Annotated in this window: 30 protein-coding genes; 21 read left to right on the top strand and 9 right to left on the bottom strand. The window is 72.4% G+C overall.

Annotation, left to right across the window (positions count from 1 at the left end; all coding sequences use genetic code 11):
• Nucleotides 1-22: 22 nt before the first annotated feature.
• The 6 genes from ACFVTF_RS17025 to ACFVTF_RS17050 all read left to right on the top strand — a co-directional run bounded on the left by ACFVTF_RS17025 (nt 23) and on the right by ACFVTF_RS17050 (nt 5,302).
• The gene (locus tag ACFVTF_RS17025; protein WP_387814404.1) at nt 23-1,066 is read left to right on the top strand and encodes an adenosine deaminase; all 1,044 of its coding nucleotides are present in this window, start codon (nt 23-25) and stop codon (nt 1,064-1,066) included.
• 170 nt (nt 1,067-1,236) lie between these two features.
• Nucleotides 1,237-1,812 (top strand): YlcI/YnfO family protein, encoded by a 576-nt coding sequence (locus ACFVTF_RS17030; protein ID WP_387814247.1) that lies wholly within the window; start codon nt 1,237-1,239, stop codon nt 1,810-1,812.
• A gap of 141 nt (nt 1,813-1,953) precedes the next feature.
• Nucleotides 1,954-2,790, top strand: a complete 837-nt coding sequence (locus ACFVTF_RS17035) for a DUF4097 domain-containing protein (RefSeq protein ID WP_387814249.1) — start codon at nt 1,954-1,956, stop codon at nt 2,788-2,790.
• Entirely contained in the window at nt 2,790-3,716 is a 927-nt protein-coding gene (locus ACFVTF_RS17040; protein ID WP_387814251.1) for an ATP-binding cassette domain-containing protein, read from the top strand. The genes ACFVTF_RS17035 and ACFVTF_RS17040 overlap by 1 nt, the downstream gene beginning before the upstream one ends.
• On the top strand, nt 3,713-4,483 hold the full coding sequence (locus ACFVTF_RS17045; protein WP_387814253.1) for an ABC transporter permease: 771 nt from the start codon (nt 3,713-3,715) through the stop codon (nt 4,481-4,483). The genes ACFVTF_RS17040 and ACFVTF_RS17045 overlap by 4 nt, the downstream gene beginning before the upstream one ends.
• Before the next feature lie 225 nt (nt 4,484-4,708).
• Complete coding sequence (locus ACFVTF_RS17050; RefSeq protein WP_387814255.1) at nt 4,709-5,302, top strand: hypothetical protein; 594 nt, start codon at nt 4,709-4,711, stop codon at nt 5,300-5,302.
• A gap of 84 nt (nt 5,303-5,386) precedes the next feature.
• On the opposite strand, the gene ACFVTF_RS17055 is transcribed toward ACFVTF_RS17050, so the two are convergent.
• The 3 genes from ACFVTF_RS17055 to ACFVTF_RS17065 all read right to left on the bottom strand — a co-directional run bounded on the left by ACFVTF_RS17055 (nt 5,387) and on the right by ACFVTF_RS17065 (nt 7,091).
• Nucleotides 5,387-5,791, bottom strand: a complete 405-nt coding sequence (locus ACFVTF_RS17055; RefSeq protein ID WP_380374594.1) for a hypothetical protein — start codon at nt 5,789-5,791, stop codon at nt 5,387-5,389.
• Nucleotides 5,792-6,049: 258 nt separating this feature from the next.
• On the bottom strand, nt 6,050-6,235 hold the full coding sequence (locus ACFVTF_RS17060; protein WP_371518746.1) for a DUF397 domain-containing protein: 186 nt from the start codon (nt 6,233-6,235) through the stop codon (nt 6,050-6,052).
• A 4-nt stretch (nt 6,236-6,239) separates the two neighbouring features.
• The gene (locus tag ACFVTF_RS17065; protein WP_387814257.1) at nt 6,240-7,091 is read right to left on the bottom strand and encodes a helix-turn-helix domain-containing protein; all 852 of its coding nucleotides are present in this window, start codon (nt 7,089-7,091) and stop codon (nt 6,240-6,242) included.
• A gap of 177 nt (nt 7,092-7,268) precedes the next feature.
• Here ACFVTF_RS17065 and ACFVTF_RS17070 point away from each other — a divergent pair, with 177 nt between their 5' ends.
• From ACFVTF_RS17070 to ACFVTF_RS17095, 6 genes are all read left to right on the top strand, one after another.
• Nucleotides 7,269-7,643 carry an ATP-binding protein gene (locus ACFVTF_RS17070; RefSeq protein ID WP_387814259.1) on the top strand — a complete coding sequence of 125 codons (375 nt, stop codon included), beginning with the start codon at nt 7,269-7,271 and terminating at the stop codon, nt 7,641-7,643.
• Nucleotides 7,640-7,897, top strand: coding sequence for a hypothetical protein (locus tag ACFVTF_RS17075; protein ID WP_387814261.1), 258 nt, complete (start codon nt 7,640-7,642; stop codon nt 7,895-7,897). The genes ACFVTF_RS17070 and ACFVTF_RS17075 overlap by 4 nt, the downstream gene beginning before the upstream one ends.
• Before the next feature lie 178 nt (nt 7,898-8,075).
• The gene (locus tag ACFVTF_RS17080) at nt 8,076-8,924 is read left to right on the top strand and encodes a helix-turn-helix domain-containing protein (RefSeq protein ID WP_387814263.1); all 849 of its coding nucleotides are present in this window, start codon (nt 8,076-8,078) and stop codon (nt 8,922-8,924) included.
• A gap of 254 nt (nt 8,925-9,178) precedes the next feature.
• Nucleotides 9,179-10,309 carry a methyltransferase domain-containing protein gene (locus tag ACFVTF_RS17085; RefSeq protein ID WP_387814265.1) on the top strand — a complete coding sequence of 377 codons (1,131 nt, stop codon included), beginning with the start codon at nt 9,179-9,181 and terminating at the stop codon, nt 10,307-10,309.
• 192 nt (nt 10,310-10,501) lie between these two features.
• Complete coding sequence (locus ACFVTF_RS17090; protein WP_387814267.1) at nt 10,502-11,689, top strand: PQQ-binding-like beta-propeller repeat protein; 1,188 nt, start codon at nt 10,502-10,504, stop codon at nt 11,687-11,689.
• Nucleotides 11,690-11,827: 138 nt separating this feature from the next.
• Nucleotides 11,828-12,658, top strand: coding sequence for a putative adhesin (locus ACFVTF_RS17095; RefSeq protein WP_387814269.1), 831 nt, complete (start codon nt 11,828-11,830; stop codon nt 12,656-12,658).
• A gap of 114 nt (nt 12,659-12,772) precedes the next feature.
• Here ACFVTF_RS17095 and ACFVTF_RS17100 read toward each other — a convergent pair whose 3' ends face one another.
• Nucleotides 12,773-13,762: a zinc-binding alcohol dehydrogenase family protein gene (locus tag ACFVTF_RS17100; protein ID WP_387814271.1), complete on the bottom strand. Its 990-nt coding sequence runs from the start codon at nt 13,760-13,762 to the stop codon at nt 12,773-12,775.
• A 153-nt stretch (nt 13,763-13,915) separates the two neighbouring features.
• On the opposite strand from ACFVTF_RS17100, the gene ACFVTF_RS17105 reads away from it, so the two are divergent.
• A complete protein-coding gene (locus tag ACFVTF_RS17105) occupies nt 13,916-14,311 on the top strand; it encodes an ArsR/SmtB family transcription factor (protein WP_387814273.1) in 396 nt (131 codons plus the stop codon).
• 32 nt (nt 14,312-14,343) lie between these two features.
• Here ACFVTF_RS17105 and ACFVTF_RS17110 read toward each other — a convergent pair whose 3' ends face one another.
• Complete coding sequence (locus tag ACFVTF_RS17110) at nt 14,344-15,111, bottom strand: CDP-alcohol phosphatidyltransferase family protein (protein WP_063349245.1); 768 nt, start codon at nt 15,109-15,111, stop codon at nt 14,344-14,346.
• A 255-nt stretch (nt 15,112-15,366) separates the two neighbouring features.
• Here ACFVTF_RS17110 and ACFVTF_RS17115 point away from each other — a divergent pair, with 255 nt between their 5' ends.
• Nucleotides 15,367-15,942 (top strand): NUDIX hydrolase, encoded by a 576-nt coding sequence (locus ACFVTF_RS17115; protein ID WP_387814275.1) that lies wholly within the window; start codon nt 15,367-15,369, stop codon nt 15,940-15,942.
• Nucleotides 15,943-15,971: 29 nt separating this feature from the next.
• Nucleotides 15,972-16,658, top strand: a complete 687-nt coding sequence (locus tag ACFVTF_RS17120) for an HAD family hydrolase (RefSeq protein WP_387814277.1) — start codon at nt 15,972-15,974, stop codon at nt 16,656-16,658.
• Nucleotides 16,659-16,745: 87 nt separating this feature from the next.
• Here ACFVTF_RS17120 and ACFVTF_RS17125 read toward each other — a convergent pair whose 3' ends face one another.
• Nucleotides 16,746-17,438: a YidC/Oxa1 family membrane protein insertase gene (locus ACFVTF_RS17125; RefSeq protein ID WP_363583688.1), complete on the bottom strand. Its 693-nt coding sequence runs from the start codon at nt 17,436-17,438 to the stop codon at nt 16,746-16,748.
• Between the two features lie 81 nt (nt 17,439-17,519).
• Complete coding sequence (locus ACFVTF_RS17130; RefSeq protein WP_063349248.1) at nt 17,520-17,813, bottom strand: DUF6412 domain-containing protein; 294 nt, start codon at nt 17,811-17,813, stop codon at nt 17,520-17,522.
• A 228-nt stretch (nt 17,814-18,041) separates the two neighbouring features.
• Here ACFVTF_RS17130 and ACFVTF_RS17135 point away from each other — a divergent pair, with 228 nt between their 5' ends.
• Both ACFVTF_RS17135 and ACFVTF_RS17140 read left to right on the top strand, forming a co-directional pair.
• Complete coding sequence (locus ACFVTF_RS17135) at nt 18,042-18,326, top strand: type II toxin-antitoxin system Phd/YefM family antitoxin (RefSeq protein ID WP_371518778.1); 285 nt, start codon at nt 18,042-18,044, stop codon at nt 18,324-18,326.
• Entirely contained in the window at nt 18,319-18,741 is a 423-nt protein-coding gene (locus ACFVTF_RS17140; RefSeq protein WP_371518780.1) for a type II toxin-antitoxin system VapC family toxin, read from the top strand. The genes ACFVTF_RS17135 and ACFVTF_RS17140 overlap by 8 nt, the downstream gene beginning before the upstream one ends.
• 155 nt (nt 18,742-18,896) lie before the next feature.
• Here ACFVTF_RS17140 and ACFVTF_RS17145 read toward each other — a convergent pair whose 3' ends face one another.
• Nucleotides 18,897-19,985: a Gfo/Idh/MocA family oxidoreductase gene (locus ACFVTF_RS17145; protein WP_371518782.1), complete on the bottom strand. Its 1,089-nt coding sequence runs from the start codon at nt 19,983-19,985 to the stop codon at nt 18,897-18,899.
• A 186-nt stretch (nt 19,986-20,171) separates the two neighbouring features.
• Between ACFVTF_RS17145 and ACFVTF_RS17150 the strand changes: the two genes are divergently transcribed.
• The 4 genes from ACFVTF_RS17150 (at nt 20,172) to ACFVTF_RS17165 (ending at nt 24,460) form a co-directional block, all read left to right on the top strand.
• The gene (locus tag ACFVTF_RS17150; protein WP_063349252.1) at nt 20,172-20,951 is read left to right on the top strand and encodes an HAD-IIA family hydrolase; all 780 of its coding nucleotides are present in this window, start codon (nt 20,172-20,174) and stop codon (nt 20,949-20,951) included.
• A gap of 83 nt (nt 20,952-21,034) precedes the next feature.
• Entirely contained in the window at nt 21,035-22,342 is a 1,308-nt protein-coding gene (locus tag ACFVTF_RS17155; protein WP_387814281.1) for a low temperature requirement protein A, read from the top strand.
• A gap of 78 nt (nt 22,343-22,420) precedes the next feature.
• Nucleotides 22,421-23,149 (top strand): uracil-DNA glycosylase, encoded by a 729-nt coding sequence (locus tag ACFVTF_RS17160; RefSeq protein WP_244293451.1) that lies wholly within the window; start codon nt 22,421-22,423, stop codon nt 23,147-23,149.
• A gap of 366 nt (nt 23,150-23,515) precedes the next feature.
• On the top strand, nt 23,516-24,460 hold the full coding sequence (locus tag ACFVTF_RS17165; protein WP_387814283.1) for a glycoside hydrolase family 6 protein: 945 nt from the start codon (nt 23,516-23,518) through the stop codon (nt 24,458-24,460).
• A gap of 102 nt (nt 24,461-24,562) precedes the next feature.
• On the opposite strand, the gene ACFVTF_RS17170 is transcribed toward ACFVTF_RS17165, so the two are convergent.
• Nucleotides 24,563-26,494, bottom strand: coding sequence for a galactose oxidase-like domain-containing protein (locus ACFVTF_RS17170; protein ID WP_387814285.1), 1,932 nt, complete (start codon nt 26,492-26,494; stop codon nt 24,563-24,565).
• Nucleotides 26,495-26,591: the final 97 nt, after the last annotated feature.

Here is a 26,591-nt window from a genome sequence, read left to right on the forward strand (position 1 = left end):
GGTCCAGCCGGACGGAAGTCGGATCGGAAACCCCAGTGGCCAGGGGGGCATCGAGGCGTTCATCGCCGGGATGCCCAAGGCGGAGCTGCACGTCCACCACGTGGGCTCGGCCTCGCCGCGCGTCGTCGCCGAGCTGGCGGCCCGCCACCGCGGCAAGTCGAAGGTGCCGGTCGACCCGGCGGCGCTCGCCGAGTACTTCACCTTCACCGACTTCGCGCACTTCATCGACGTCTACCTGAGCGTCGTGGACCTGATCCGCGACGCCGAGGACGTCCGCGCGCTCACCTACGGCGTGGCCGAGGACATGGCGCGCCAGAACATCCGGTACGCCGAACTGACCATCACCCCGTACTCCTCGGTCAAGCGGGGCATCCCGGACGTCGCCTTCATGGAGGCGATCGAGGACGCCCGGCTGCGCGCCGAGAAGGAGCTCGGGGTCGTCCTGCGCTGGTGCTTCGACATCCCCGGCGAGGCCGGCCTGGAGGCCGCCGAGGAGACCGCCCGGCTCGCCGTCGACCTGGCCCCCGAGGGCCTGGTCAGCTTCGGCCTCGGCGGCCCGGAGATCGGCGTGCCGCGCCCACAGTTCAAGCCCTACTTCGACCGGGCCCGGGCGGCCGGCCTGCGCAGCGTCCCGCACGCGGGCGAGACCACCGGCCCTGAGACGGTCTGGGACGCGATCCGGGTGCTCGGCGCCGAGCGCATCGGGCACGGCACGCAGTCGGTGAAGGACCCGGCGCTGCTGGATTACCTGGGTGAGCACCGGATCCCGCTGGAGGTCTGCCCGACCTCCAACATCGCCACCCGGGCGGTGGAGCGGATCGAGGAGCACCCGATCAAGCGGATGGTGGACGCCGGGCTGCTGGTCACGATCAACAGCGACGACCCGCCGATGTTCGGCACCGACCTCAACACCGAGTACGCCGTCGCGGCGCGGCTGCTGGGCCTGGACGAGTCCGGGGTGGCGGCGCTGGCGCGCAACGCGGTCGAGGCGTCCTTCCTGGACGTGGCGGGCAAGGCGCGGCTGGTCGGCGAGATCGACACGTACCTGGCGGGCTGGAAGGCCTGATTCCCGGCGTCCGCCCTGGTGGACGCCCCGCGAAGTGCCCCGTGAAGTGCCCCTGAACCGCCCCGCCGGCAGCTGTCGGCGGGGCGGTTCGCTGTTCCCGCCCGGAGGTGGTGCCAAAATGGCGCCACTAATGGCTCGACATGGCACCACTGCTGTGCCATGCTGAAGCCATGGACCTCACGCCGTACGTCGAAAACCTTCGGAACGAGCTCGCGGTGGCCGCGGGCACGGGCGGGGACGAAGCCCGCGCGCTGGCCGAGCGGCTGACGCTGCCGCTGGATTCGGCCGTGCGGCTCACCCTGCTCAACGCGCTCTCGGCCGCGATGGGAGAAGTGACCCGCGAGCTCGCCCCCGGCTCGGTGGACGTGCGGCTGCGCGGGCTCGATCCCGAGTTCGTGGTCACCGTACCGCCCGGCGCCGACACCTTCCACGGTGATGTGCCGCCCGTGGTGCCACCGATGGCGCCGACGGTGGCACCGGTGGTGCCAGTGGCGCCGCCCGTGGTGCCGGAGTCGGACGAGACGGGCACGGCCCGGATCAACCTGCGCCTGCCCGCCCACCTCAAGGCCCGGGCCGAGGAGGCCGCCGGGCAGGAGGGCCTCTCGCTCAACGCCTGGCTGGTCCGGGCCGTCGCCGGCGCGCTGGAGGCCGGCGAGCCGGCCGCCCGCCCGGCTGTCAGACCGGCCCCCCAGCCCGCGGTCCGCCCGCGCCGCGGCGGCCAGGGCTTCACCGGCTGGGTCCACTGACGCTTCCGCCCGCTCTACCTGCTTCATCCGCTCCGCCTGCCGGACCCGCTCCATCCGCTCCATCCGCGCTCCATCCGCAACGACGTCACCCCCGCTCCGACCAGCGGGAACACCCATCAGAGTCAAGAGGACGGGACAGCCATGCCTACGTACGAGACCGACGGACCGATCTCGGTCACCCTCGAATTCGAGATCGGCTCGGTGCGGATCAGCGCGAGCAAGCGCACCGACACCGTGGTCGAGGTCAAGCCCGCCAACCCCGCCGAGGAGGCGGACGTCAAGGCCGCCCAGCAGACCCAGGTCGACTACGCCGGCGGCCGGTTCACCCTCAAGGGCCCGAAGAAGCGCTCGCCGTTCGGCCGGATCGGCTCGATCGACATCCTGATCGAGCTGCCGGCGGGCTCCGAGGTCAACGCCGACGCCCCGATGGCCACCTTCGTCGCCGAGGGCCCGCTCGGCGACTGCCGGCTGAAGACCTCGCTCGGCCGGATCCAGGTCGAGCAGGCCGCGAGCGCGCGGCTCAAGACCGACCACGGGGAGGTCCGGGTCGACTCGGTCGACGGGGACGCGGAGATCTCCGGGCTCGGCCGGCTCGCGGTCGGCACGGTCGGGGGCGCGCTGACGGTCAAGAACAGCAACGGCGACACGGAGGTCCGCGAGGTCCACGGGGCGCTCAAGGCCAGCTCCTCCTTCGGCCGGATCGAGGTCGGCACCGCCCACGCCGGGGTGGACGCCAAGACGGCGCACGGCCCGATCCGGATCGGTCGGGTGGAGCGCGGCCAGGTCACCATGCAGACCTCCCTGGGGGACTTGGAGGTCGGTATCGCGGAGGGCACGGCGGCCTGGCTCGACATACACAGCAAGGTCGGCACCGTGCGCAACGCCCTCGGCACGGCGCAGGGTCCGGGCGACGCCCGGGAGACCGTCGAGGTCCGCGGCCGTACCCAGCTCGGCGACGTTGTGATCCGGAGGGCGTGATGGCGGCGATCTCGGCAGTCGGACTGACCAAGTCCTACGGCGACAAGGCCGTGCTGAACGGCATCGACCTGGAGATCCCGGAGGGCAGCGTGTTCGCCCTGTTAGGGCCGAACGGGGCCGGCAAGACCACCACCGTGCAGATCCTCTCCACCCTGATCCCGGCCGACGGCGGGGTGGCCCGGGTGGCCGGGCACGACGTGGTCGAGCAGGCCTCCGGGGTGCGGGCGGCGATCGGTGTCACCGGCCAGTTCTCGGCGGTGGACAACCTGCTCACCGCCGAGGAGAACCTGCTGCTGATGGCGGACCTCAACCACCTCCCCCGTCGGGAGGGGCGGAGGCGGGCCGAGGACCTGCTGCGGCGGTTCGACCTCGCGGAGGCGGCGCGCAAGCCGGTCGTCACCTTCTCCGGCGGCATGCGGCGCAAGCTCGACCTGGCGATGACGCTGGTCGGCGATCCGCGGGTGATCTTCCTCGACGAGCCGACCACCGGGCTGGACCCGCGCAGCCGGCGGACGATGTGGGAGATCATCCGGGGGCTGGTCGCCGACCACGGGGTGACGATCTTCCTCACCACCCAGTACCTGGAGGAGGCCGACGAACTCGCCGACCGGATCGCCGTCCTGGACGGCGGGCGGATCGTCGCCGAGGGCACGGCGGATGAGCTGAAGCGGATCGTCCCCGGCGGGCGGATTCGGCTCCAGTTCGCGGACGCCGCCCAACTGGGGGCTGCTGCCGGGCTGTTCGACTACGCGGTGGTCGACACCGAGGCGCTGCGGCTGGACATCCCGGGGGACAACTCCGTGGTGACCGTGAAGGCGGTGCTGGACACGCTCGACAACGCCTCGGTCCGGGCCGAGGCGCTGGTCGTGGAGACGGCCGATCTGGACGACGTGTTCCTCACTCTGACCGGGGAGGGTGCCCGATGAGCGCTTCGGTGAGCTACGCGGTCAGTGACTCGCTGACCATGCTGCGACGCAACCTCAAGCACGCGCTGAGGTACCCGTCGCTGACCTTCGCGGTCGTGATCATGCCGGTCATGATGCTGCTGCTGTTCAACTACGCCTTCGGCGGCGCGCTCGGCGCGGGCATCGGCGGCGGCAGCTACATCGACTACGTGACGCCCGGCATCCTGCTGATGGCGGCGGCCTCGGGGTCGCTGGTCACGGCGATCGGGGTCTGCGTCGACATGACGGAAGGCATCGTCAACCGCTTCCGCACGATGGCGATCTCGCGCTCGGCCTTCCTGGCCGGGCACGTGGTCGGTAGCGTGATACAGACCATGCTCGGCCTGGTCCTGGTGGCCGGCGCGGCCCTCGCGATGGGCTTCCGGCCCAACGCCGGGCTGGTGGAATGGCTGGCGGCCGTCGGACTGCTGCTGTTCGTCACTGTCGCGCTGACCTGGGTATCGGCGGGCATCGGGCTGGTCGCCAAGACGGTGGAGAGCGCCAGCAACCTGCCGATGCCGATACAGTTCCTGCCCTTCATCGGCAGCGCGATCGTCCCGCCCGACTCGATGCCGACCGCCCTGCGGTGGTTCGCCGAGTACCAGCCGTTCACGCCGATCATCGAGACCCTGCGGGGGCTGCTGATGGGCGCCCCGATCGGCAACAGCGCCTGGAGCGCGCTGGCGTGGTGCACCGGGCTGACGCTGATCGGCTTCTTCTGGTCGAGGAGCATCTTCTACCGGCGGTGACGGGGGTACGGCCGGCAGCGGGAGGCCCGGGAGGACAGCGATGTCCGCCCGGGCCTCCCGGCGTTGTGGCCGGTGCCGAGTCGTGGCCGGTCCTGAGTCTTGGCCGGTCCTGAGTCGTGGCCGGTGCCGGTGTACGTCCGGGCCTGGGCCGGAGCCGACCGGAGCCCCAACCGCCGGACATCCGGTAGTAAAGTCCGGGCAAAGGCTCACCCTGGGGAGGGGCGCATGACGGCGGCACGTCGCAAGCGGATCGTGTGGTGGCTCAGAGGTGTGGCGCTGGCGGCGTTCCTGGTCTATCTGCCGGGCTATCAGGCCTCCTTCTCAGGAGGGCTGGTGGAGGTCGAGCGCTGGCTCAACCATCCGCTGCCGCTGCTCGGCGCCACCGTCGTGCTGGCCGTGGTCTCGCTGGTGATCCAGTTCGAGTTCCGCACCTGGTGGTCGCAGGTCGGCTGCGCGGCCGCCCTGGTGTCGCTCGTCTTCCTCGCCGGGGTGGCCGTGCTCCTGTCGCTGCTGCTCGACCGCGACGGGCAGCCCGTCAGCCGGAAGAGCCACCCGGAGCACCCGGACCGGGTGCTGACCGTGACCGATGTCGCCTTCTCGATCGACCCGATCTACCGGGTCGAGCTGTTGACCGGCAGCGGCTGGTCCGCCCGCCACTGGGAACTGGGTGAATGGGACATCCGTGGCGGCGAGTTCGGCAGGGTCGACTGGTCAGGGCCGGACCGGATCGCGGTGACCGGGGTGAAGGGGACCGAGACCGCGGTGTTCACCGTCGACCCGGACGGCCGGCCGAGCAGGCAGGGCCCGGCGCCCCGGTAGGCCGGGAGGCCGGGAGACCGGTAGAGCTGGGGGAGGCGGCAGGCCCTCGCGCGGCGGGGAGGCCGCGCGAGGGCCCGGGCGGGGTTACCAGGTGTCGATGCCCATCTTCTTGGCCGCGTCGTGGACGGCCTTGTAGTGGGCGTGGGACATGCCGGACTGCTTGTCCTTCTCGGGCAGGTTCTTGTCCGTCGCGCGGAACTCGTCGCGGGCCTCGGCGAGCAGGCTCGTGCCGTAGGAGACGGGGACGTCCTTGACGCCGTGGGACGGGTGGGTCTTCTCGGCGGTCTTGCTGCCCGCCTTGATCAGGATGTCGCGGGCCTTGTTGAAGTCGTCGGCCTTGACCGTCTTCGGGTTGCTGAGCTGCGCCTGCACCCGGGCCGTCGGCTGGGCCGGCGTGGTGTCTGCGGCCATGGCGGGAGCGGCAGCGGCGACGCCGAGGGCGCCGACGGCGGCGACTGCCACGAGGGCGTTCCGGAGGGTCCTGTTCATGGATATCGATCCCTTCGCAATGTCTAAACATCAGTGCCCGCACCGGACTTGAGGTCCGTGGGAGTGCGAACTCCTCGGCACTACCCCGGCCCTCCTCGGCGGCAAACCGATGGTCGTACGGGGGTGGTTGGGGAGCGGTGGGATCAGGCCGTCTTGTGAATATGGGGTTATCGGACTACTGGGTTAGCAGGGGCGGAAGGGGCTCAAGGGGACGGCCAGGGCGGGCCGTTCGACGAACGGCCCGCCCGATGCGGTGGGTTAGACGTCGAACTCGCCGGCGCGGATGGCGGAGACGAGGTCGTGCCATTCGTCGGTGGTGAGTTGGGCGATGGCCTCGGGCCGGAGGTTGCTGCGGACATAGACGGCATCGGAGGTGACGGCTACCTCCGGGCAGCTCGCGCCCTCGCCGCAAGCCTCAGGACGCCGCCAGTCGAGTATTTCCATGGCTCTAGATCTCCTTCTTGATAAGCCTGATGGCGTCACGAGACTGGCTTTCGGTGAGTGATCGCTCGGTCATCCTGTCGATGATGTGGCGATAGTTCTCCATCAACTTCTGCTCGTGAAGGAACACCGGGCCGTTGGCGGTGTCGAGCTGAACTGTGTCCAGGCGGGGCACTGGCCCGCTCGCGTGGATGATGCCTTGACCTGCACCCATGAACCCATTGGTGCTGAAGGTGATCACCCGAAGCGTCACGTGGGGAAGGTCCGAGTACTCAAGTAGCTGGTCCATCTGTCGCTTTGCGGCGTCACGGCCGCCGAACAGCATGCGCAGAGCGGCCTCGTGGACCAACGCGGAGTATGGCGCGGCTCCCTCTCTCATCAGGAACGCCGAACGCTGAATTCGATGCTCAACGCGGGCTTCGACGTGACGGGGTGAGAGCGGCGGGTGGACATCCTTGAAGATGGCTCTCCCGTACTCCTCTGTCTGCATAGCGCCGGGAACGTGCGAGATCTGATAGGTGAGCATTCCCCTGGCGAAGTACTCCATCTCGGCGATGTTGAGGAAGCCAGGCGGCACGGCCCCTCGGTAGTCCTCCCACCAACCCTTGTGGCGTTCCTCGGCCATGGCCGCGAGCGCTTCCACGAAGGCGTGATCGCCCTCCTCGTAGTCGCAGGCGAGCATGCGTACCCGTTCGGCGCTGATCGGGTACTGCCCCTTCTCGATCTGCGTGATCTTCGGTCGGGCGAATCCGAACAGCGCGGCGGCTTCGGCAGTTGTGCGGCCCGCGCAGTCGCGCATCTTCCGCAGCTCGGTGCCTACTCGTTCCTGCCTGGCTGACGGGGTGGTTCGTGGTGGCATGACCCAAGCATCCATCGCGATCCCGCGAAGGGTCCAGCAATCCATCGATCGAGTGAAGAACGGGGTAGAAGTACCGATACATGTACCACCGGCTCTACAGTCGGTGACGCACCGATCACCGAGCTGGGCGTCAGTGGCCCGCTCGGCATTTCCCCTTCACCTCTCCGGGAGATCCCTGTGCGTAACCTCAACTCCCCCTCCCTCACCCTCGCTCGCGACACCCTCCGCGACGGCATGACCCGCGTCGGCTGGTCGTCCTCCTCCATCGCGGACGCCGAGCTCGCCCTCGTCGAACTGATCGTCAATGCCTGGCGTCACGGCGAGACGACCTCCCCCGTCGTCCTCATCCACTTCCTCTCCGACCCCCTCTCCAACACCCTCCGCGTCACCGTCGCGGACCGCTCCTCCGCCCTCCCCGAGCAGCGAACGCCGTGCCCGCTCGCCGAGTCCGGCCGGGGCCTCCAGCTGGTCGCCGGCCTCACCCACCGCTGGGGCGTCGACCCCCTGAAGCTGGGCAAAATCGTTTGGTTCGAGTTGGACGGTGTCGCGTGATCGCCCACCACCCCATCCACCCGGCCGATCCGGCGCTGCGCCACCTCACGTCCCGCCAGATCACCGGACTCATCGTCGAACTCCGGACCGAGGGTCGCGAGTTCGGGCTCCTCTGGCCCTCCGCCCAGGCCGGCGAGACCAACCTCGACGGCCGCGCCCTCGTCTCCCTCGGCAACATCCCGGCGAGCACCCTCATCAACCTCCTCGCCCTCCTCCGCGAGTACAAGCGTGAGCGGGACCGCCGCCGATGCTAGGCCTCCTGACCTTCAACCTCCTGGCCTCCCTATTCGGCGCCCTCTGCGAAACCCGCGCCCGTCACCTCCACGACCGCACGGTCACCCCCGCAGTGCTCGCCGAGCGCCAAGCCTGCGATGCCGCAAGGCACTTCGCGGCTCCGACGTGCGAGTTCGGTCGACAGGTAGCCTCCGGGTGGTGAGTACCGATTTTCAGCAGGCCCGGCTGTCTCTCGGTGTGCGGCTAAGGGAGTTGCGCACCGAGGCGGGCGTGAACGGCCGCGACCTCGCCGGACGACTGGGCTGGCCGGCGTCGAAGATTTCGAAGCTGGAGAACGGCAAGCAGACGGCCACTCCCGCGGATCTCCAGTCGTGGGCCGAAGCGTTGGGGCGTCCGGACGCCGCTGCCGAGTTGAAAGGCAGGCTGCAAGGCCTGGAGTCCCGCTATCGGGGATGGAAGCGGGTGCTGGCTGGCGGGCACCGGGTGCGCGAGGAGGCCGGAGTCAGGCACGGCCGGGAGACGGCGGTGACCACCGGCTACGAACCCGCCATCATCCCGGACATTTTCCAGATCGCGGAATACGCCCGCCACGTCCTGACTCGCGCAACCGATCTGGATGACGGGCCGCGTGACATCGAGGAAGGAGTATGTGCCCGGCTGAAGCGCCAGGAGTCCCTCTACCAGCGAGGGAAGCGCTTCCGCTGCATCATGTCCGAGGCCGCACTGTACGTGCAGATCTGTCCGCCCGACGTCCTGGCCGCTCAACTCGACCGTCTGGGCGGCCTGCTGGGGCTCGACACGGTTGAGGTGGGGATCGTTCCGCTCGGGGCTCCGGTGGCGGTCATTCCCAAGCACGGTTTCTGGATCTACGACGACAGGCTCACGATCGTCGAGACGTGGAACGCCGAGCTGTGGCTCGATGAACCCGTCGACATCGCGCTGTACCGGAAGGTCTGGGGCAAGCTGCACGATGCTGCGGTGCACGGCCCCGCGGCACACCGGCTGATCGCCCGTGCGCGCTCGGCGCTGGCACTGGCAGCCACCTGAGAAACCTGCGGAAGCCTCGCCGCGCACAGGAGAAATGCGGAGAAATGCGTCGCATGCCGGCAGGGTTGAGCCTCTACCGTGCCGGACAGGACCTTGCCGGCACCCGAGTGACCGGCACCGATCGAGAGGAGCCGGAATGGGCGAGCACGGAGACGGCAAGGGTGGCGAGGACGGGGACAAGAAGCAGTCCCCGAAGGAGTCCGACGGCCAGTGGACCAAGCCCGTGAAGCCGCCGAAGAAGTGAGCGCCAACTGATGGACGACTACGCACAGTTGCTGACCCGGATGGAATCGGCGGGGGCGCTGGGCGAGGGGTGGCGGGGCGCGTTCGAGCGTGCCCCGCGCTCTTCCTTCGTTCCGGACTCCGTCTGGGCCCCGGACGGCGACAGCCCGACCGGCTACGGCCTGATCACCCGGGCCGACCACCCGGACGCCTGGTGGGCCCTGGTGAACGCCGACGAGGTGGTGGTCACCCAGATCGATGACGGCCTCGATATCGGGCTGGGCATCGCCACCTCCTCGGCCTCCATGCCGTCCCTCGTCGCGCGGATGCTCCGGCACCTGGACGTGGTCGACGGGAACACCGTGCTCGACATCGGCACCGGCACCGGATGGACGAGCGCGCTCCTCTCCGCCAGGCTCGGCGACGCCCACGTGACCACCGTCGAGGTCGATCGAGCGGTCGCCGCCGCTGCGGCCCGACGACTCACCGCAGCAGGATTCCACCCCAGTTGCTCGACCGGCGACGGCCTCGAAGGGCAGCCCCTCCGGGTGCCTTACGATCGCGTCCATTCCACGGCGGCGGTCCGCCGACTGCCGCGCGCCTGGCTCGAACAGACCCGCCCCGGCGGCGTGATCGTCACCCCCTGGGGCACGCCCTACGCCAACGCCGGACTCCTGCGCCTGGTGGTCGGCGGTCCGGGGGAGCCCTCCCACGGCAGGTTCGTGGACAACGTCAGCTTCATGTGGGTCCGCAGCCAGCGCCCCCACCCGGTGACCGAACCGACCGACCGGCCGATCCACCGGGGCTCGTCGTCGATCGACCCGGAGCTGGCGCTGGAGAACGTGGACGTGGCGTTCGCCATCGGCCTCCGGGTGCCTGGCGTTCGGTATCACCACACCTGGGACGACACGGACCCCGGCGGCACCTATCGCATGCGGCTCTCCGACGGCGCCGGCTCCTGGGCGTCCGTCCGCCACCACGACTGGGGCGCCGCCGACGCGGTCCAGCAGGCCGGGCCCCGCCGCCTGTGGGACGAGATCGTCCGCGCCCGCCGACGATGGCTCGCCGACGGCGAACCGGACCTCACCCGCTTCGGCGTGACGATGACGCCGACCGGCGAACAGCACGTGTGGCTCGACGAGCCCGGCAACCTGATCGTCTGACCCGGCCGCGAACCCCCAGGCGCCTGAGCTAAGCTCCCGCGCAGGAAGTCGGCCGGTCCGACTTCCTGCGCGCGACCTTCAGAATCCCGGCTGCATCCTGGCCACCCGCTTCGGCGCCTTCTGTTTCGGCGTCTTCTGTGAAGCTCGCCCGCGCGGTGGAACCGGCGGCGGGCGCAGACGGTCACCTTCGGTGTGACCTCGAACGAATCGCAGACCGATCCCGTCCGCCCCCATGTCAGCCGCCGGCGCATGCTGCTGGGCGTCGCCGGCGTGGCGGCGGCCGCCGTCACCGTCGGGGGCATCGGCTGGTGGGCGCGGCGGGACGCCGACACCGGCCACCGTGTCTGGAGCCGGACCGGTACCGGCAGCCGGGTCGCCCTGTCGGCCACTCCGCAGTCGGATGTCTACGTCGCGGACTTCGACGGCACGGTCCGGGCCCTCGACCCGCGGACCGGTACCCCGCGCTGGAGCGTCGAGGTCGCCTCGCGCAACCCCGCCGACAGCAACTTCGGCTGGCCGATAGCCGCAGGTGACGGACTGGTCTGCGTGACCACCGACTCCCACGTCCACGCCCTGGACGCCGCGTCCGGAGCCGTTCGGTGGGCCGTGCCCGCGCCGGAGGGCTACCTGTCCGGATGGACGGACGGCCCCACCGTCGGCGGGGACGTGTTCGTGATCTGCGACGGCCGCGTCCACTCCTACGACGCGGCCACCGGCGAGGCCCGCTGGGCCGGCCCGCTGGAGGCCGCCTGCGGGCCGGCGGTCGCGGGCGGCACCGTGTACCTCGCCGCCCCCGCGGGTGGGATCTCCGCCCTCGACGCGAAGACCTGTGAGCGGCGCTGGGAACAGCCCGCCGTCGGCAAGCTCGTCGACCGGCCCGTGGTCCACGAGGGCGTCCTCTACCTGTCCACTTCCGCCGCCTCCGCCCCGACCGCCTCGGCCACCTCCGCCTCGACCGGGGCCGCCTCGACCGTCTCCGCCCTGGACGCGGCGACCGGCCGGGTGCTCTGGCAGCGCGACGATCTCGGCCACCCCGGTGTCCATCCCGCCCCGGTCGCCGACGGGACGCTCTGCCTCCTCGACAACGACCGGGTCATCGCCGTGGAGGCGAGTACGGGCCGCAGTCGGTGGACCTCCTCGGTGCCGGACGGCCTGGGCCGGGGCATGAACACCATGGCCGTCGCCGACGGCTGGGTCTACGTGGCGCTGAACGACGGTCGGCTGCACACCCTCGACCTCGCCACCGGCCGGCTCCAATGGCAGGACGATCCGGCCAAGTTCGGCACCGAGTACACCGGCCTCTCGCTGACGGCCTTCGGCGGCGTCGCCTACCGCGGCAGCCGGGCCGGCCTCTACGCGGCGGGCATACCCGCGGCCTGACCTCCGCCCGGGGCACCGCGCCGCCCGGGGCACCGCGCGGTGCGCCTTCAGGCAGCGGGCACTGCCCGTACGGACCTGGCGCCCGGGCCGGCGTCACCGATATCCAGGAGAGTGAGCTTTCGAGTCGAGAGGGGGACGATGCACGCCCACGACAGGACCAAGGCTGCCGCCGCCGGCAAGGCCCGCACGCCGGCCCGTACTTCGGATTCGGCGACCAGGAACTCGAACCGGGCGCAGGCCGCCGCCCAGTCGCTGCTCGGCCTCCAGAGCAGCCACGGCAACGCGGCCGTCGTGCAGATGCTCCGCGCGACCGGGATCCAGCGCGCGTCCGACCAGAACCGGCCCATGATCAATCACCAGAACCCGGACGACGACTGGGAGGCCGACAACACCGCGCCCGCGCGTACGGACGGTCTCGTGCTCAGCGGTCACGGCGCCTGGGAGGCCGCGAACGGCACCTTCCGGGTGCCTGCGGGGACGAGGGTGCACTTCTACACGCAGCACGGGATGGTCCTCCCCGACGACCTGGGCGGGCAGGTGGAGAACGGCGCCAACCGGGGTGGCAGCGTGGAACAGGGGCAGGAGCGTGGCGCCGCGCGCACCGTGGTGGGCGGGCGGAGCCTGCAGAACTACACCATCTCCTACCCCAGCGGCCTCACCATCCGGGGAAACCCGGCGATCGCCAGCCCGGTGGGCGGCGGGTACGACGTCGAACTCGACCCGGGGACGCCGGCCGCCGCCGTCATCAACGTCGCCACGCTGACCGACCCCCAACTCGCGGGCCGCTCGATCGTCTTCGACGGTGACGTGCTGCTGAGCGACATCCTGCGGCCCGGCATGGGGGACGTGCACTTCGCGGCCTGCCGCTTCGTCGAGACCAACAGGCCCGGGACGCGGAACCAGGGCCGTCCTCAGGGCTACAACGGCCCCGGCGACCCAGGCGAGGCCGGCGGCCTCTACAACCCCTGACCCGCCCGGCCTCCAACGCTCCGTGCTCCGTGCTCTGCGTTCTGCGTCCTGTGCTCTGCGCAGGAAGTCGGCCCACCCGACTTCCTGCGCAAGGGGCGCCGCCCCGAGCGGGGCTCAACCGGTCACGCGCACCACGTACTTGCCGGTGGCCCGCCCCTCCGCCATGGCGTCGTGCGCGGCGGGGACGGCGGCCAGGCCGGGGACTTCGGTGACCGGCAGCGTGAGGTCACCGGAGGCGAGCAGGTCGAGGACCGTGCGGATGGCGCGGGCCAGCCGTTCGGGGGCGGTGGCGGCCAGGGCGCGGTGGCTGAAGCCGGTGACGGTGAGGTTCCCGGCCATCAGGCGGCCGAGCGGCGGCAGGTCGGCGACGGCGCCGCCGCCCGCGTTGCCGAAGAGGACGATCCGGCCGCCGGGTGCGGTGAGTTCGAGGTCGAGCTCCAGGGCCTCGGTGCCCAGCGGGTCCAGCACGAGGTCGACGCCCCGGTCCCCGGTCGCGGCCCGGACGGCCTCGGGCAGCGCCTCGTCGCGGGCGAAGGCGTGGTGGTAGCCGGAGGCGACGGCGGCCGCCGCCTTCTCCGGGCGGCCCACCGTGCCGATCAGCCGGCCGCCGCCCCCGATCAGCGGGACCAGTTGGGCGACGGCGTGGCCGATCCCGCCGCCGGCCGAGTGCACCAGGACGGTGTCCCCGGCGGTGAGCCGGCCGGCATCGGTGAGCAGCAGCACGGCGGTGGCCAGGCCCAGCGGGGCGGCGGCGGCCTCGCGCAGCGCCAGCCCGTCCGGGACGGGCACGGTGAGCGCGGCCTCGGCGAGCACCACCTCGGCCAGGCCGCCGCCGACGGGCGCGGCCGCCACGCGGTCGCCCACCGCCAGTCCGGTGACGCCCTCGCCGACCGCCCGGACGGTGCCGGCCACCTCCTTGCCCGGCCGGTACGGCCAGGCGGTGACGTAGCCGGCGTCACCCCGGCGGCCCATCACGTCGACGAAGTTCAGCCCGGCGTAGGCGACGTCGACCGCCACCTGGCCGGGGCCGGGGCTCGGGGCCTCGATCTCCCGGATCTCCGTGTGCTCGGCCCCACCGGGTGCGGTCATCACCAGTGCGCGCATGTCGGTCCCCCTCGGCTACGATGTTCGACGAACGACGAAATTGACGTGGGGCAGTGGTACCACGCAGTTTCGATCATTGTCGAACATCGCAGATCAAGCGCGGATCAAACGTTGATCGAGCGCGGATCAACCGCAGATCAGGGAGGTCGGATCATGCCCCGCAGCACCCGGCGCCGACCGGCGCTCGCCCACCCCGCGACCGGGGAGATCGACCTGCTCGACGTCCTGCACGCGCTCTCCGACCCCACCCGGATGACCATCGTGCGCATCCTGCGCGCCGAACCCGAGCGGGCCTGCGGCACCTTCCCGGTGGACGTCGCCCCCTCCACCCTCAGTCACCACTTCAAGGTGCTGCGCGAGTCCGGCCTGATCCGCCAGCGCGAGGAGGCCAACCGCAAGTTCTCCGCCCTGCGCGCCGTCGACCTGGAGCAGCGCTTCCCTGGCCTCCTCGACACCATCCTCGCCGCCCACGCGCGGGCCGAAGCCGACGCGCAGGCGGAAGCCGATGCGCGGGCCGAAGCCGACGCGCGGGCCGAAGCCCGCGCGTAGGCGGCCGCCCGCCCGCGCGGCGGCGCCGCCCGTCAGCGCAGGCGCGAGGAGGACAGGATCGACGCCAGGTGCGCCACCACCATGCCCCAGGTGATCACCGCGATCCCCGCGACCGCCGCCCGCGTCGCGTCCAGGTTGCCGAGCGCCGCGTCCACCACGGCCGCCGCCAGCAGCACCAGGGAGGCCTCGATGCCGTTCGTCACCCGGTGGATCTTGAACACCGAGGCGAGCCGGCGCGCGGTCGCGATGCCCTGCGAGCGCGGCTGGGTGGACTCCTCGTCCGCCGGGGCCTGTCCGCTGCGGGCCCGGGCCACGTCCACCAGGTCCGTCGAGGCCTTGAGCAGCACCACGCCCAGCGCGGCCGCCAGGCCCACCGACACCCACAGCTCCGACCCGCCCCGGGCTGCCCGCACGCCCGCGCCGATCATCAGCGCCGCGTCCGCCAGATAGGCGCCGAGCCGGTCCACGTAGACCCCGGCCATGCTGAACTGGCGCTTCCAGCGCGCCACTTCGCCGTCGACGCAGTCGAAGAGCAGGAACAGCTGGAACAGCACCGCCGCCAGCACGGCGCCGGTCAGGCCGGGGATCAGCAGGGCCGCCCCGCCGCCGACCCCGCAGACCACCATCACCCAGGTGAGGGTGTTCGGCGACACCGAGGTGCGTACCAACTGCCGGGTCGTGCGCAGCGAGATGCGGCGCATGTACAGCCGTCCCGCCCAGTGCTCACCGTTGCGGCTCTGCAGCTTGGCCTGCGGCTGGCACACCTCGCGCAAGTCCGCGAGCGCCGGAGCAGCCACCATGACGACATCCCTCCACCTGTCCCGAAACGATCACCACAGGCTACGGCCTCCCGGGTGCCGTCCCGACCGGCCCCTCGTCGCCGTCCGGAGGCGGGGGAGCCGCCTGCCGGGCGGCCCCGGGAGGAAAACCGGTGGGCCGCCGGAGAGCCCCGAGGCTAGGCTTCGCGGGTTCGTCGGAACCGGAAGCCCCGGCCCCGATCACCCGCCCCCGCAAGCCGGTTGACGTGGTCCGGAGCGCAACGAGGAGTGCTGATCATGGTGACCACAGGCGGCGCGGCGCACAGCCCGGGCCTGGCCGTACTGCTGGCCGGCCACCGGCCGCAGGGCCCGACGGAGACCGCCGACCACGAGCGCGTCCGCCACCTCGCCGGGGCCGCCGACGCCTGGGACCGCGGGACGCCGCTGCACTTCACCGCCTCCGCGCTGATCGTCCACCCGCCGACCCGGCGCGTCCTCCTGCGCTGGCACGTGCGCCAGCAGGCCTGGCTCCAGGTCGGCGGCCACGGCGACCCGGGGGAGACCCTGCCGCTGGACATCGCGCTGCGCGAAGGCCTGGAGGAGACCGGGCTCACCGACCTCACCCCGTGGCCCGACGCCGCCCTCGTCCACCTCGCCGTCGTGCCCGTCCCGGCCTCGCCCGTCGAGCCGGCCCACGAACACGCCGACCTGCGCTTCCTGCTGGCCACCGGCACCCCGGAGCGGGCGCGGCCGGAGAACCCCGCCGCCCCGCTGGAGTGGCTCACCATCGCCGAGGCCCGGCAGCGGACCACCGAGGAGAACCTCCGCGAAACGCTCGACCGGGCCGGCCGCCTGCTCGACGCCCCCGCCTGACCTTCCGAACCCCGCTGGAGCACACCCGGATGCACACCGACCAGACCCTCATCTTCGACGCCGACGACACGCTCTGGGAGAACAACGTCCTCTTCGAGCGCGTCATCGGCGGCTTCCTGGACTGGGTCGCCACCCCGGCCGACCGCGAGCGCGCCAGGGCCGTCCTCAACGAGATCGAAGCCGCCAACTCCGCCGCCCTCGGCTACGGCGCCGCCGTGTTCCGGCAGAGCCTCGCCGACTGCCTGCGGCGGCTGAACGGCGATCTCACCCCCACCCCGGCCGAGGAAGCCCGGATCGACGGTCTCCTCACTCCGCTCAGCAACCGCGAGATCGAGCTGATCCCCGGCGTCGCCGACACCCTCGCCGACCTCGCCGGACGCCACCAGCTGCTGCTGCTCACCAAGGGCGACCTCGACGAGCAGCAGCGCAAGGTGACGGCCTCCACGATCGACCACCACTTCCGCGGCGTCCACATCGTGGCCGAGAAGTCGGCGGACACCTACCGGCGGCTCAGTGCCGAGCTCGGCCTCGACCCCGACCGGACCTGGATGATCGGCAACTCGCCCAAGTCCGACATCGCCCCGGCCCGCCAGGCCGGTCTGCGCACGGTCTTCATCCCGCACGAGCACACCTGGGTGCTGGAGCACCAGGACCTCGGCCCCGACGAGGCGACGCTCCAGCTGGCCGCCTTCCCCGAGCTGCTGCGGCACTTCTGACGCAGGCCGGCGGGGTCGGCGGCCTCGGCGGCCTCGGCGGGTCCGCCGAGATCAGCGGGTTCGGCGGCGGTGCTCACGGCGCGAGGCTCACAGCGCGAGCGCCGTCGCCGGCGCCGGTGCGCCGCCCCGGTGCAGCCAGGCCCGCTCCGCGGCCGTCCACGTGCTCGTCGTCACCAGGTGGAGCGCTGCGGCCACCGGCACCAGCATCGCGAACAGCACCGACCCGAAGGACAGGTAGGGCAGCAGCCCCGCCCCCGGCTGAGGGGTCGGCTGCGCGGCCGCCGCCCGCCTGGCCCGGCGGAAGTTGACGTACCCGACCGCCGCCAGCCCGGCGTACAGCAGGCCGAACACCGCCAACTGCCCGGCGCCGTGCGCGCTCCCGACGTGCAGGCCGAGCGGCACGCCGAACAGGGTGTGGTCCAGCAGGCCGTTCGGAGTGGTGAACAGGCGGTACATCACCGAGAAGAACGGAATCTGCACCAGCATCGGCAGACACCCCGCGAACGGCGAGGCCCGCTCCTCCCGGTACAGCTCGGCGAGCGCCTCCCGCAGCTTCTCCGGGCGGTCCTTGAACCGCCGGTTCACCTCGGCGACCTTCGGCGCCAGTCGCGCCCGCGACTTCTCCCCCCGCGCCGCCGCGCGCGCGAAGGGATGCAACGCCAGCCGGACGGCGACGGTGAACAGGACGATCGCCAGCGCGGTCGGCAGTACCTGGGCCAGCGCGGCGACGGCGGCATGGGCGACGGCGACGGCCGGGTCGAGAACAGCGAGAACGGACATGGTGGAGCGAGCCCTCCGGGGGTCTCGGAAAACGAGTGGTCGACGGAGGACGGCCGCGTGGAACGGCGGAAGACGACGAAGCTACGCGGCCGCCGGGGCCGCACCCGGTGCCCTCGGGCGTCGCCTGCCCCGGGCATCGGGATCGCGCTGCGGCAGGAAGGCCGTACGGAACGCGCGCCGCCGCAGCACCCCGCTGCGCACCGCCGTGGGCGCCCGCGCCCCCAACAGCCGCGCCCCCGCCAGCGTGCCCGCGACCGCACCGGCCAGCAGCGCCACGGCGGCGACCGCCGCCACCGACGCGACCGTCCCGCCCTCGGTCACCAGCTCCCCGGTCAGCACCCGGAGCAGCCCGAGCAGCATCGCGACGACGGTCATGCGCTGCTCCTCCTTCGGCGTGACGGACCCGGGGCCGCACGGGCCTCGCGGCCCTCGGGCTTCGGCCCCATGGACTCGGGGCCGGACTTCAGACGTTCAGGACGATCGCCGGGCCCGCCGAGTTCCCGCCCAGCGCGGAATTCCCGTGGCGCACCCGCCGCGTCGAGGTGCTTCGCGAGGCGGTGCAGGGGCGTAGCCGCAGGTGCTACACGGGGCTACCGTGGAGGGATGAAGACAATTACCCAGCGGGAGTTCCGGAACAACTCCGCCGCGGTGATGGACGCGGTGGAGGCCGGGGAGACCTTCCACATCACCAGGAACGGGGTCGAGGTCGCGGAGCTGCGACCGGTGTCCGGACGGCGGCGGCTCACGGCGGAGGAGCTGGTGGCGCGGCACGTGAAGCTGCCGCGGGTGGACTACCAGCAGATGCGCAAGGAGGCCGAGGAGTACCTCGGGCCGGAGGAGCTGGTGGGCGACGAGGGCGACGACCCGTTCGAGCGGCGGCGTGGCTGAGCGCAGGCGGGCAGCCCGGCGGCGGCCGGCCGGGGTGCTCGACACCTGTGTCTACATCGATCTGGCCCTGCTCTCCCCGGCGGCCCTGCCGGCCGTGCCGGAGCTGACCGCGATCACCTTCGCGGAGCTGCAACAGGGCGTGTCGATGGCCCGCGACCCGGTCAGCCGGGCCGCCCGGCTGGAGGTGCTGGGCGCGGCGATGGCCGACTTCGACCCGCTGCCCTTCGACGCGGCGGCGGCCGCCCGCTACGGCACGCTGGTGACCCTCACCATCGCCGCGGGGCGGCAGCCGCGCCCGCGCCGGATCGACCTGATGATCGCGGCCGTGGCCTCGGCCCACGGCCTGCCGCTGTACACCCGCAACGTCGCGGACTTCCGGGGCCTGGGCTCGGCGGTGGAGATCATCGGGGTGTGACGGCCGCCGCTCGCGGTTCCCCGCGCGCTTCTCGCGCTCCTCGCGCTCCTCGTGCTCTTCGCGTTCTCGCGCCGGTGGCCTGCCGCCCCGCCCGCCAGCCGCTCATCTAAGCATCTTAGAAGTGGAATTGAGGGGGCGGCAGGCCCGGTGGCGGCTCAGCCCAGGCGGACCGTGGTGCCCGTGGCGGCGGAGGCCCGGGCGGCCTCCAGCACGGCCAGGGTGGCCACCGCGTCGCGCGGGTCGACCGGGGGCGGGGTGCCCGGGGAGGCCAGGGCGGCGGCGATGCCCGCGTAGAAGGCGGGGTAGTCGCCCGGCTCGGTGGGCAGCGCGATCGAGGACTCGTCGGTGCCGAGGGTGCCGTACTGCGAGGGCTGGTCGGCACCCCACGGGCGGGCGCCGTCCGGTCGGTGCCCGGCCCGCAGCTCCGCCTCCTGCGGGTCCATGCCGGGCTTGACGTACCCTGCGGCGTCGCCGAGCACCCGCAGCCGGGGGCCGATCAGCGGGGTGATGGCGCTGGTCCACAGGTGCGAACGGGTGCCGGAGGCGTGGGTGAGGGCGAGGAAGGCGTCGTCGTCGACGACCGCGCCGTCCCGGCGCACGTCGACCTCCGCGTACACCGTCTCCACCGGGCCGAACAGCGTCAGCGCCTGGTCCACCAGGTGGCTGCCCAGGTCGTACAGCGTGCCGCCGACCTCCGCCGGGTCGGCGAGCTCGCGCCAACCGGGCTTGGGCTTCGGGCGGAACCGCTCGAAGCGGGACTCGAAGCGGTGCACCCGGCCGAGCGCGCCGCCCCGGACCAGCCGGGCGGCGGTCAGGAAGTCGCCGTCCCAGCGCCGGTTCTGGAACACGGAGAGCAGGGTGCCCCGGGCCTCGGCGAGCTGGCACAGTTCCAGCGCCTCGGCGGCGGTGCCGGCCAGCGGCTTGTCGACGACGGTGGCCAGCCCGGCGCGCAGGGCGGCGCGGGCGAGCGGCGCGTGGGTGCGGTTGGGCGAGGCGACGACGACGAGGTCGAGCGCGTCCGGGTCGGCGAGCAGCTGCTCGGGGGTGTCGACGGCGCGGGCGCCGGGGTGTTCGCGGCGCAGCTGCTCGCGGCGCTCGGGGTTGGCGGTGACCACGGCGTCCAGCCGCAGCCCCGGCGTGGTGGCGATGAGCGGGGCGTGGAAGGCGGAGCCGGCCAGGCCGTAGCCGATCAGGCCGACGCGGAACGGGCGGTCCGGGGAGGACGAGGGGGTCGAGGCGCTCATGCGCCCACTCAATCACGAGGCGCCCGGTTGCTCCCGGTTTCGCAGGGGCCGGGCCCCGGGAGGCCCGGCGGGGCGGCGGTGCCGAGCCCGGGGGACGGAACGCGCTGTCGTCGGGCAGGCGTGCGGATTAGGCTGTGCCGCGTCAGGGCCTTCGACAGACGTTGCAACACTTCGGGAGACACGCACGTGGCAGACCGCAAGCCCATCGAGTCCTGGCTGACCGACATGGACGGCGTCCTCATCCACGAGGGCACGCCCATTCCCGGCGCGAAGGAGTTCCTGCGCAGGCTGCGGGAGTCCGGCAAGCCGTTCCTGGTCCTCACCAACAACTCCATCTACACCCCGCGCGACCTCAGCGCCCGCCTGGCCGGGATGGGCCTGGAGGTGCCGGAGGAGTGCATCTGGACCTCCGCCCTGGCCACCGCCAAGTTCCTCAAGGGCCAGCGCCCGGGCGGCACCGCCTACGTGATCGGCGAGGCGGGGCTCACCACCGCGCTGTACCAGGCCGGTTACGTGCTGACCGACAACAACCCGGACTACGTCGTCCTCGGCGAGACCCGCACCTACAGCTTCGAGGCGCTCACCAAGGCGATCCGCCTGATCAACCAGGGCGCCCGGTTCATCTGCACCAACCCCGACGAGACCGGCCCGTCCCCCGAGGGCGTGCTGCCGGCCACCGGCTCGGTCGCGGCCCTGATCACCAAGGCGACCGGCGTCGAGCCGTACTTCGTCGGCAAGCCCAACCCGCTGATGATGCGCGAGGCGCTGAACACCGCCGGGGCCCACTCCGAGACCGCCGTGATGATCGGCGACCGGATGGACACCGACATCGTCGCCGGGATGGAGGCCGGCATGGAGACCATCCTGGTGCTCACCGGCCTGACCGCCGCCGCCGACGTCGAGCGCTTCCCGTACCGGCCGACCCGGGTGGTCAAGTCGATCGCGGACCTGGTCGAGCTGGTCTAGCCTCTGCGGTGCTGTCGTGGGCCCCGTTCCGGCCGGTCGCCGGGGCGGGGCCCGTTTCGTACCTGTGGGGAGGCAACGGCGCGATGAGTGCGACGGGGGATGCGGGGCCGCCGGAGGCGCGGCGGGATGCCGGGGGCGTCGGCGGGGAGGCCGACGAGAAGCGGGTCACCTGGGCCGAGCTCTACTTCGACCTGGTCTTCGTCTTCGCGATCACCCAGGTCTCCGGGCTGCTGCACCACCACCACCACGACGCCACCGGGCTGGCCCGGGCGCTGGTGGTGTTCGTGCCGGTGTACTGGTGCTGGGTGGGCACCACCGTGCAGGCCAACATCCGGGACGTGGACAACCTGCGGGACCGCCTCGGCATCCTGGCGGTCGGGCTGGCCGGCCTGTTCATGGCGCTCGCCGTCCCGGGCGCGTACGGCGGGCGGGGCGTGCTGCTCGGCGCCGCGTACTGGCTGGCCCGGCTGGTGCTGCTGCTCCTGCTGATCCGCCTGCCGGGCGTCTGGCGCGGCCCGTACGGCGCCGGCGTGCTGGTCAGCGGGCCGCTGCTGGTCGTGGGCGGGCTGCTGCCGGACGGGCCGCGGCTGGCCCTGTGGGCGGCGGCCGCGCTCTGCGACCTGGCCGCGCCGCTGGTGTTCCGGCGGCGGCTGGCGGCGGTGGCGTACCACCCCTCGCACATGCCGGAGCGGTTCGCGCTGTTCCTGCTGGTGGCGCTCGGCGAGTCGATCGTCGGGATCGGCGGGACGGCGGCCGGCGCCCGGCTGGACGTGGCCGAACTCGTGGCTGTGGCCGCCGCGTTCACCATCTCGGCGGGGCTGTGGTGGCAGTACTTCGTGTACGCGGCGGACGCCATGCGGTACGCCGTGGAGGTCGCCGACTCCCGGCGGGACGTCGTCCGGCGGATCTTCCAGTACGGGCACCTGGCGCTGGCCGCCGGGGTGATCGGGGTGGCGGTCGGCTTCGGGGAGACCGTCGCGGACCCGTGGCAGGCGCTGGGGCCGGGGTCGGTGGCGCTGCTGTACGGCGGGTGCGGGCTGTACCTGCTGACCTTCGGGTACACCCGCTGGATGATGTTCCGCAAGGTGGCGACGACCCGGCTCGGTGCGGCGGCGGTGGTGCTGGGGCTGGCACCGGCGGTGGTGCGGCTGCCGGCGCTGGCGGTGCTGGTGGCACTGGCGGTGCTGTTGGTGGCGCTCAACGTGGTGGAGCACGTCCGGGTGGTGCGGGCGGCCGGTTCGGGCCCCGCGCCGGTGGCTCCTGCCGGGTCCGCGCTTCCCACTGGGGCCCCGCTTCCCGCTGGGGCCCCGCTGCCTGTTGGGGCCCCGCTGCCTGCCGGGTCGGCACTTCCCGCTGGGTCCGTGCCGCCTTCTGCGGCTTCGGCGGAGTGAGTTGTCGGTGGGGCTGTGTAGCGTTCGGGGTGAAAGAGGGCGTGCGGCACAACAGCCGCGGTGTGGGAGGTAGATGTCGTGACGGACACGGTCGAGGCGGGCGTGGTGGAGGCCGGCGAGGGCGGCGGGCTGGAACTGCCCGAGTCCTGGCGCCCGGTGCTGGGCGCCGAGACGGAGAAGCCGTACTTCGCCGAGCTGGCGGCCTTCGTGGCGGCCGAGCGCGCGCAGCACCAGGTGTTCCCGCCGAGCGGCCAGGAGTTCGCCGCGCTGGAGGCCACGCCGTACGAGAAGGTCCGGGTGCTGGTCCTCGGGCAGGACCCGTACCACGACGACGGCCAGGCCCACGGCATGAGCTTCTCGGTGCTGCCCGGCACCAGGACGCCGCCGTCGCTGCGCAACATCTTCAAGGAGCTGGACGCCGACCTCGGCATCCCCGCCCCGGACAACGGCTACCTGATGCACTGGGCCGAGCAGGGCGTCCTGCTGCTCAACGCGGTGCTCACGGTGCGCGCGCACGAGGCCAACTCGCACAAGGCGAAGGGCTGGGAGAAGTTCACCGACGCCGTGATCAAGGCGGTGAGCGAGCGCGAGGAGCCGGTGGTCTTCGTGCTGTGGGGCAACTACGCGAAGAAGAAGCTGCCGCTGATCGACACGTCCAAGCACGTGGTCGTGCAGGGCGCGCACCCGTCGCCGCTGTCGGCCAAGCTGTTCTTCGGCAGCCGCCCGTTCTCGCAGATCGACACGGCGCTGGACGGCTTCGGCGGCGAGCCGATCGACTGGCAGGTGCCCAACCTGAAGCAGGGCTGAGCATCTGGGGCCGAGTATCCGGGGCCGGGCGCCCGGGGGTTGGGTGAGGGGTGGCCCGGGCGGGCGGGCGGGGTCGCCCGTCCGCCCGCTCACGGCCACCCGGCGTTCACCGCCCGTCGCGGGCGGGCGGTGGCCGGTGTGCTTAGCTGGTGCCGACCGGTCGCCGGACCGGCTCTGGGGGAGGGGCGGTACGTGCGCCGGGTGGGACGGGTAGTGGCAATCCGACGGGCCGTGGGGGCGGCCCTGGTCGTGCTGTTGGCGGGGGCCACGGGCTGTAGCGGTTCGACCGCCGGACCGGCCAAGGGATCAGCCGGCGGCCCGGGCGGCGGTGCCTCTGCCGGTGCCGCGGCCGGCGGGTCCGCCGTCGTGCCCACAGCCGTGCCCACCGCCTCCGCCGCGAACCCGGGCACCGGCCCCGCGAGCCTCGCCCAGCTCCCCGGCCAGGCCTTCTACGTCTCCGACCAGACCAACGCCGCCCGGCAGGTGACCGCCCTGCGAGGCCAGGGCCGGCCGGCGGAGGCCGACACGCTGCTGCGGATCGCCGCCCAGCCCTCCTCGCAGTGGCTGGGCGAGCAGGGCGCCAAGGAGATCGCCGAACAGGTCAGCCGCCGGGCCGCCGAGGCGGACCGGACGGCGGTCTTCGTCGCCTACAACATCCCGCACCGCGACTGCGGCCTGTACTCGGCCGGCGGCGCCTCCGACGCCGCCTCCTACCGGGCCTGGATCAGCGGTGTCGCGGAGGCCCTCGGCGACCGCAAGGCCTGGGTGGTGCTGGAGCCGGACGCCGTCGCGCACACCCTGGACAGCTGCGGGATCAAGGGCGACCTGGCCGCCGAGCGGTACGGCCTGCTGGCCTTCGCCGTGCAGGAGCTGAAGAAGCGTCCGCAGGTGCGGGTCTACCTGGACGCGGGCAACCCCGGCTGGTCGCAGGACCCGGCCGAACTCTCCACCGCGCTGCGCAAGTCGGGGATCGCGGCGGCGGACGGCTTCGCGGTGAACGTCGCCAACTTCTACGACACCGGCCGCAACACGGCCTACGGCGGCCAGCTCTCCGCCGCCCTGGGCGGGAAGCACTTCGTCATCGACACCAGCCGCAACGGCAACGGCCCACTCGGCGGCGACGCCTGGTGCAACCCGCCCGGCCGCGCGCTCGGCGAGCGGCCGACCGCCGACACCGGCCGGGACGGGGTCGACGCCTACCTGTGGATCAAGAACCCGGGGGAGTCGGACGGCGAGTGCGGGCGCGGCGAGCCCCGGGCGGGCGAGTTCTGGCTGCCGTACGCGCTCGGCCTGGCGCAGGCCGCCCGCTGAGGGGGCCGGCCCGCGCCATGCGGGTGTGCATCGGTGCGGGTCCGCATCGGTGGGTCCGTATCGGTGTGGGTCCGTACCAGGCCGTGACGCACCCGGTGTCGCTCAGCGGGTCACCTGGATCCAGCGCGCGACCGACGGGGTGCCGGCGGCGTCGGTCAGGAACAGCATGTACCAGCCGGGCGGCAGCAGGTTGGGGTTGGCGGGGAGCGTCAGCGAGACCCCGTCGGCCGTGCGACCGCTGATGTCCAGGGCCACCGACCGCTGTTCGACGTCGGTCACGTGGGTGACCGAACTCGGCCGGATCAGCTTGGCGGTGGCGACCGCGTCCGGCCGGGCGGTGCCGATCCGCACGGTCGTGCCGAGCTTCGCGGCCCTCGGCGCGGCGGCCACCTGCGGGCGGTCGCCGTGGAACAGGTACGGCGGGGTGTAGATCTCGATGCGCTGCTCGAAGCCGCCCGGCGTGGTCTCGGCCTTGTCCGCGAAGAGCGGGTTGGAACCGAGCACGGCCACCCGGCCGTCCGGCAGCAGCAGCGCCTCGGAGTGGTAGTTGCGGCCGACGGCGGGCTCGGCTGCGGTGCTGAAGCTGTTGGTGTCCGGGTGGTACACCTGCGCCTTGAGCAGGTCACTGGCGCCCCGGCCCCGGTAGCCGCTGGAGCCGCCGGTGGTGAACACGGTGTCGTCCGGGAGGATCACGCTGTTCAGGTAACGGGTGCCGCCGGCCGGCAGGTCCGGGCCCGGGGTGAAGGCGGGCTTGGCGGCGGAGAGGTCGACGATGTCGGTGCGGGCGGTGGACAGCGGCGACTCGCCGACGCCCCCGCCGCCGAGCACCATCACCTTCTGCGCCTGGGCGGGCGGCAGCAGCACCGAGGACGAGGTCTCGGTGAGGGCGGGGTCGCGCAGGCCGGGGACGGGCTGGAAGCCGTTGTTCGACAGGTCCCACACCCCGGGGTCGCGGCCCTTGTCGGCCGGGCCGTAGCCGCCGTTGGAGCCCGAGTAGAAGAGCTTGCCGGAGGCGGTCAGGAAGATCGACGGGTAGGTCGGGAAGTAGTGGTCCGGGCCCTTGGACCAGGTTTTGTTCTTCGGGTCGTAGATCTCGTTGTCGTTGCCGTTGAGGATCTCCCCGGTGTCGTCCAGGCCCGAGACGGTGACCACCCGCCCGTCGCCCAGCCCGGTGAGCGTCGGATACCAGCGGGCGTACGCCATGTCGGTGACCTGCTCGTAGAGCTCGGTGTCCGGGTTGAACTCGAACGCGGAGCGGATGCCCTGGTACTCCTGCTTGTCCAGGGTCAGCTTCGTGCCCTGCCCGTACAGGTTGTGGGCGTCGGCCCCGGCCAGGCCCTTGATCCGGTACTGGGCTGGGGAGTCGGTGACGTAGTCGGCGCCCTCGCCGACCGCCTCGACGAACACGTGCTGCTCGCCGGCGGTGACGACGGTCTGCTTGCCGGCGCCCGTCTTCACCGCGGCCGGGACGGTCACCGCCTCGGTGGAGGCGTACTCGCGCCCGTTCGGGCCGACGAAGACGGTGCCCTTGGGGAACGCCCTGGCGCGCTCGGGGCTCTCGTTGCGCACCCGCATGACGCCGGCCGCCTTCTTCACCACGCCCGCCAGCTTCTCGTACCGCTGGGTGCCGCCGGCCACCAGGACGCGGCCGTCCGGCAGCGAGGCGTGGCCGCCGCAGAACATGTCGGCCGGGGTGGGTATCAGCTTGTAGGTGTTCGCGGCCGGGTCCCAGAGCAGGCTGCGGAAGCTGCCCGCGTCGAAGCGCTTCTCGTCGTTGCCGGAACCGGCCACGATGAGGACCTTGCCGGTGCGCAGCAGCGTGGCGTGGACGGCGTTGACCCGGAACTCGGCGGGGAGCGTGAGGGTCTGCCAGTGGCCGTACTCCGCCTTGTAGTCGGGGCGGTTGATCACGTACTGGTGGTACTGCTGGCTGGCGAAGCCGAGGACGGCGGGCGCGTTCATCCCGGCGACGGTCAGCGCGACGGTGCTGCCGAGGGCGAAGCGCTTGGTCCGGCCGGTCTTGTGGATCTTCACGGTGGTTGGTCCCCTCGTGAGGTTCGGTAGCTCGTGAGGTTCGGTGGTTCGTGAGGTTCGCTGGCTTGTGAGGTGCGGGGGTGCTGGCGGGCCGCGG

Source organism: Kitasatospora sp. NPDC057940 (genome assembly GCF_042887425.1).
In the GTDB taxonomy this organism is placed as follows: domain Bacteria; phylum Actinomycetota; class Actinomycetes; order Streptomycetales; family Streptomycetaceae; genus Kitasatospora.

Excerpts from the sequence above, each read along its gene's own strand:
- ACFVTF_RS17030 (WP_387814247.1), top strand. The coding sequence starts at position 1,237 with ATGGACCTCACGCCGTACGTCGAAAACCTTCGGAACGAGCTCGCGGTG.
- ACFVTF_RS17035 (WP_387814249.1), top strand. The coding sequence starts at position 1,954 with ATGCCTACGTACGAGACCGACGGACCGATCTCGGTCACCCTCGAATTC.
- ACFVTF_RS17040 (WP_387814251.1), top strand. The coding sequence starts at position 2,790 with ATGGCGGCGATCTCGGCAGTCGGACTGACCAAGTCCTACGGCGACAAG.
- ACFVTF_RS17045 (WP_387814253.1), top strand. The coding sequence starts at position 3,713 with ATGAGCGCTTCGGTGAGCTACGCGGTCAGTGACTCGCTGACCATGCTG.
- ACFVTF_RS17050 (WP_387814255.1), top strand. The coding sequence starts at position 4,709 with ATGACGGCGGCACGTCGCAAGCGGATCGTGTGGTGGCTCAGAGGTGTG.
- ACFVTF_RS17055 (WP_380374594.1), bottom strand. The coding sequence starts at position 5,791 with ATGAACAGGACCCTCCGGAACGCCCTCGTGGCAGTCGCCGCCGTCGGC.
- ACFVTF_RS17060 (WP_371518746.1), bottom strand. The coding sequence starts at position 6,235 with ATGGAAATACTCGACTGGCGGCGTCCTGAGGCTTGCGGCGAGGGCGCG.
- ACFVTF_RS17065 (WP_387814257.1), bottom strand. The coding sequence starts at position 7,091 with ATGCCACCACGAACCACCCCGTCAGCCAGGCAGGAACGAGTAGGCACC.
- ACFVTF_RS17085 (WP_387814265.1), top strand. The coding sequence starts at position 9,179 with ATGGACGACTACGCACAGTTGCTGACCCGGATGGAATCGGCGGGGGCG.
- ACFVTF_RS17095 (WP_387814269.1), top strand. The coding sequence starts at position 11,828 with ATGCACGCCCACGACAGGACCAAGGCTGCCGCCGCCGGCAAGGCCCGC.
- ACFVTF_RS17100 (WP_387814271.1), bottom strand. The coding sequence starts at position 13,762 with ATGCGCGCACTGGTGATGACCGCACCCGGTGGGGCCGAGCACACGGAG.
- ACFVTF_RS17105 (WP_387814273.1), top strand. The coding sequence starts at position 13,916 with ATGCCCCGCAGCACCCGGCGCCGACCGGCGCTCGCCCACCCCGCGACC.
- ACFVTF_RS17110 (WP_063349245.1), bottom strand. The coding sequence starts at position 15,111 with ATGGTGGCTGCTCCGGCGCTCGCGGACTTGCGCGAGGTGTGCCAGCCG.
- ACFVTF_RS17115 (WP_387814275.1), top strand. The coding sequence starts at position 15,367 with ATGGTGACCACAGGCGGCGCGGCGCACAGCCCGGGCCTGGCCGTACTG.
- ACFVTF_RS17120 (WP_387814277.1), top strand. The coding sequence starts at position 15,972 with ATGCACACCGACCAGACCCTCATCTTCGACGCCGACGACACGCTCTGG.
- ACFVTF_RS17125 (WP_363583688.1), bottom strand. The coding sequence starts at position 17,438 with ATGTCCGTTCTCGCTGTTCTCGACCCGGCCGTCGCCGTCGCCCATGCC.
- ACFVTF_RS17130 (WP_063349248.1), bottom strand. The coding sequence starts at position 17,813 with ATGACCGTCGTCGCGATGCTGCTCGGGCTGCTCCGGGTGCTGACCGGG.
- ACFVTF_RS17135 (WP_371518778.1), top strand. The coding sequence starts at position 18,042 with ATGAAGACAATTACCCAGCGGGAGTTCCGGAACAACTCCGCCGCGGTG.
- ACFVTF_RS17145 (WP_371518782.1), bottom strand. The coding sequence starts at position 19,985 with ATGAGCGCCTCGACCCCCTCGTCCTCCCCGGACCGCCCGTTCCGCGTC.
- ACFVTF_RS17155 (WP_387814281.1), top strand. The coding sequence starts at position 21,035 with ATGAGTGCGACGGGGGATGCGGGGCCGCCGGAGGCGCGGCGGGATGCC.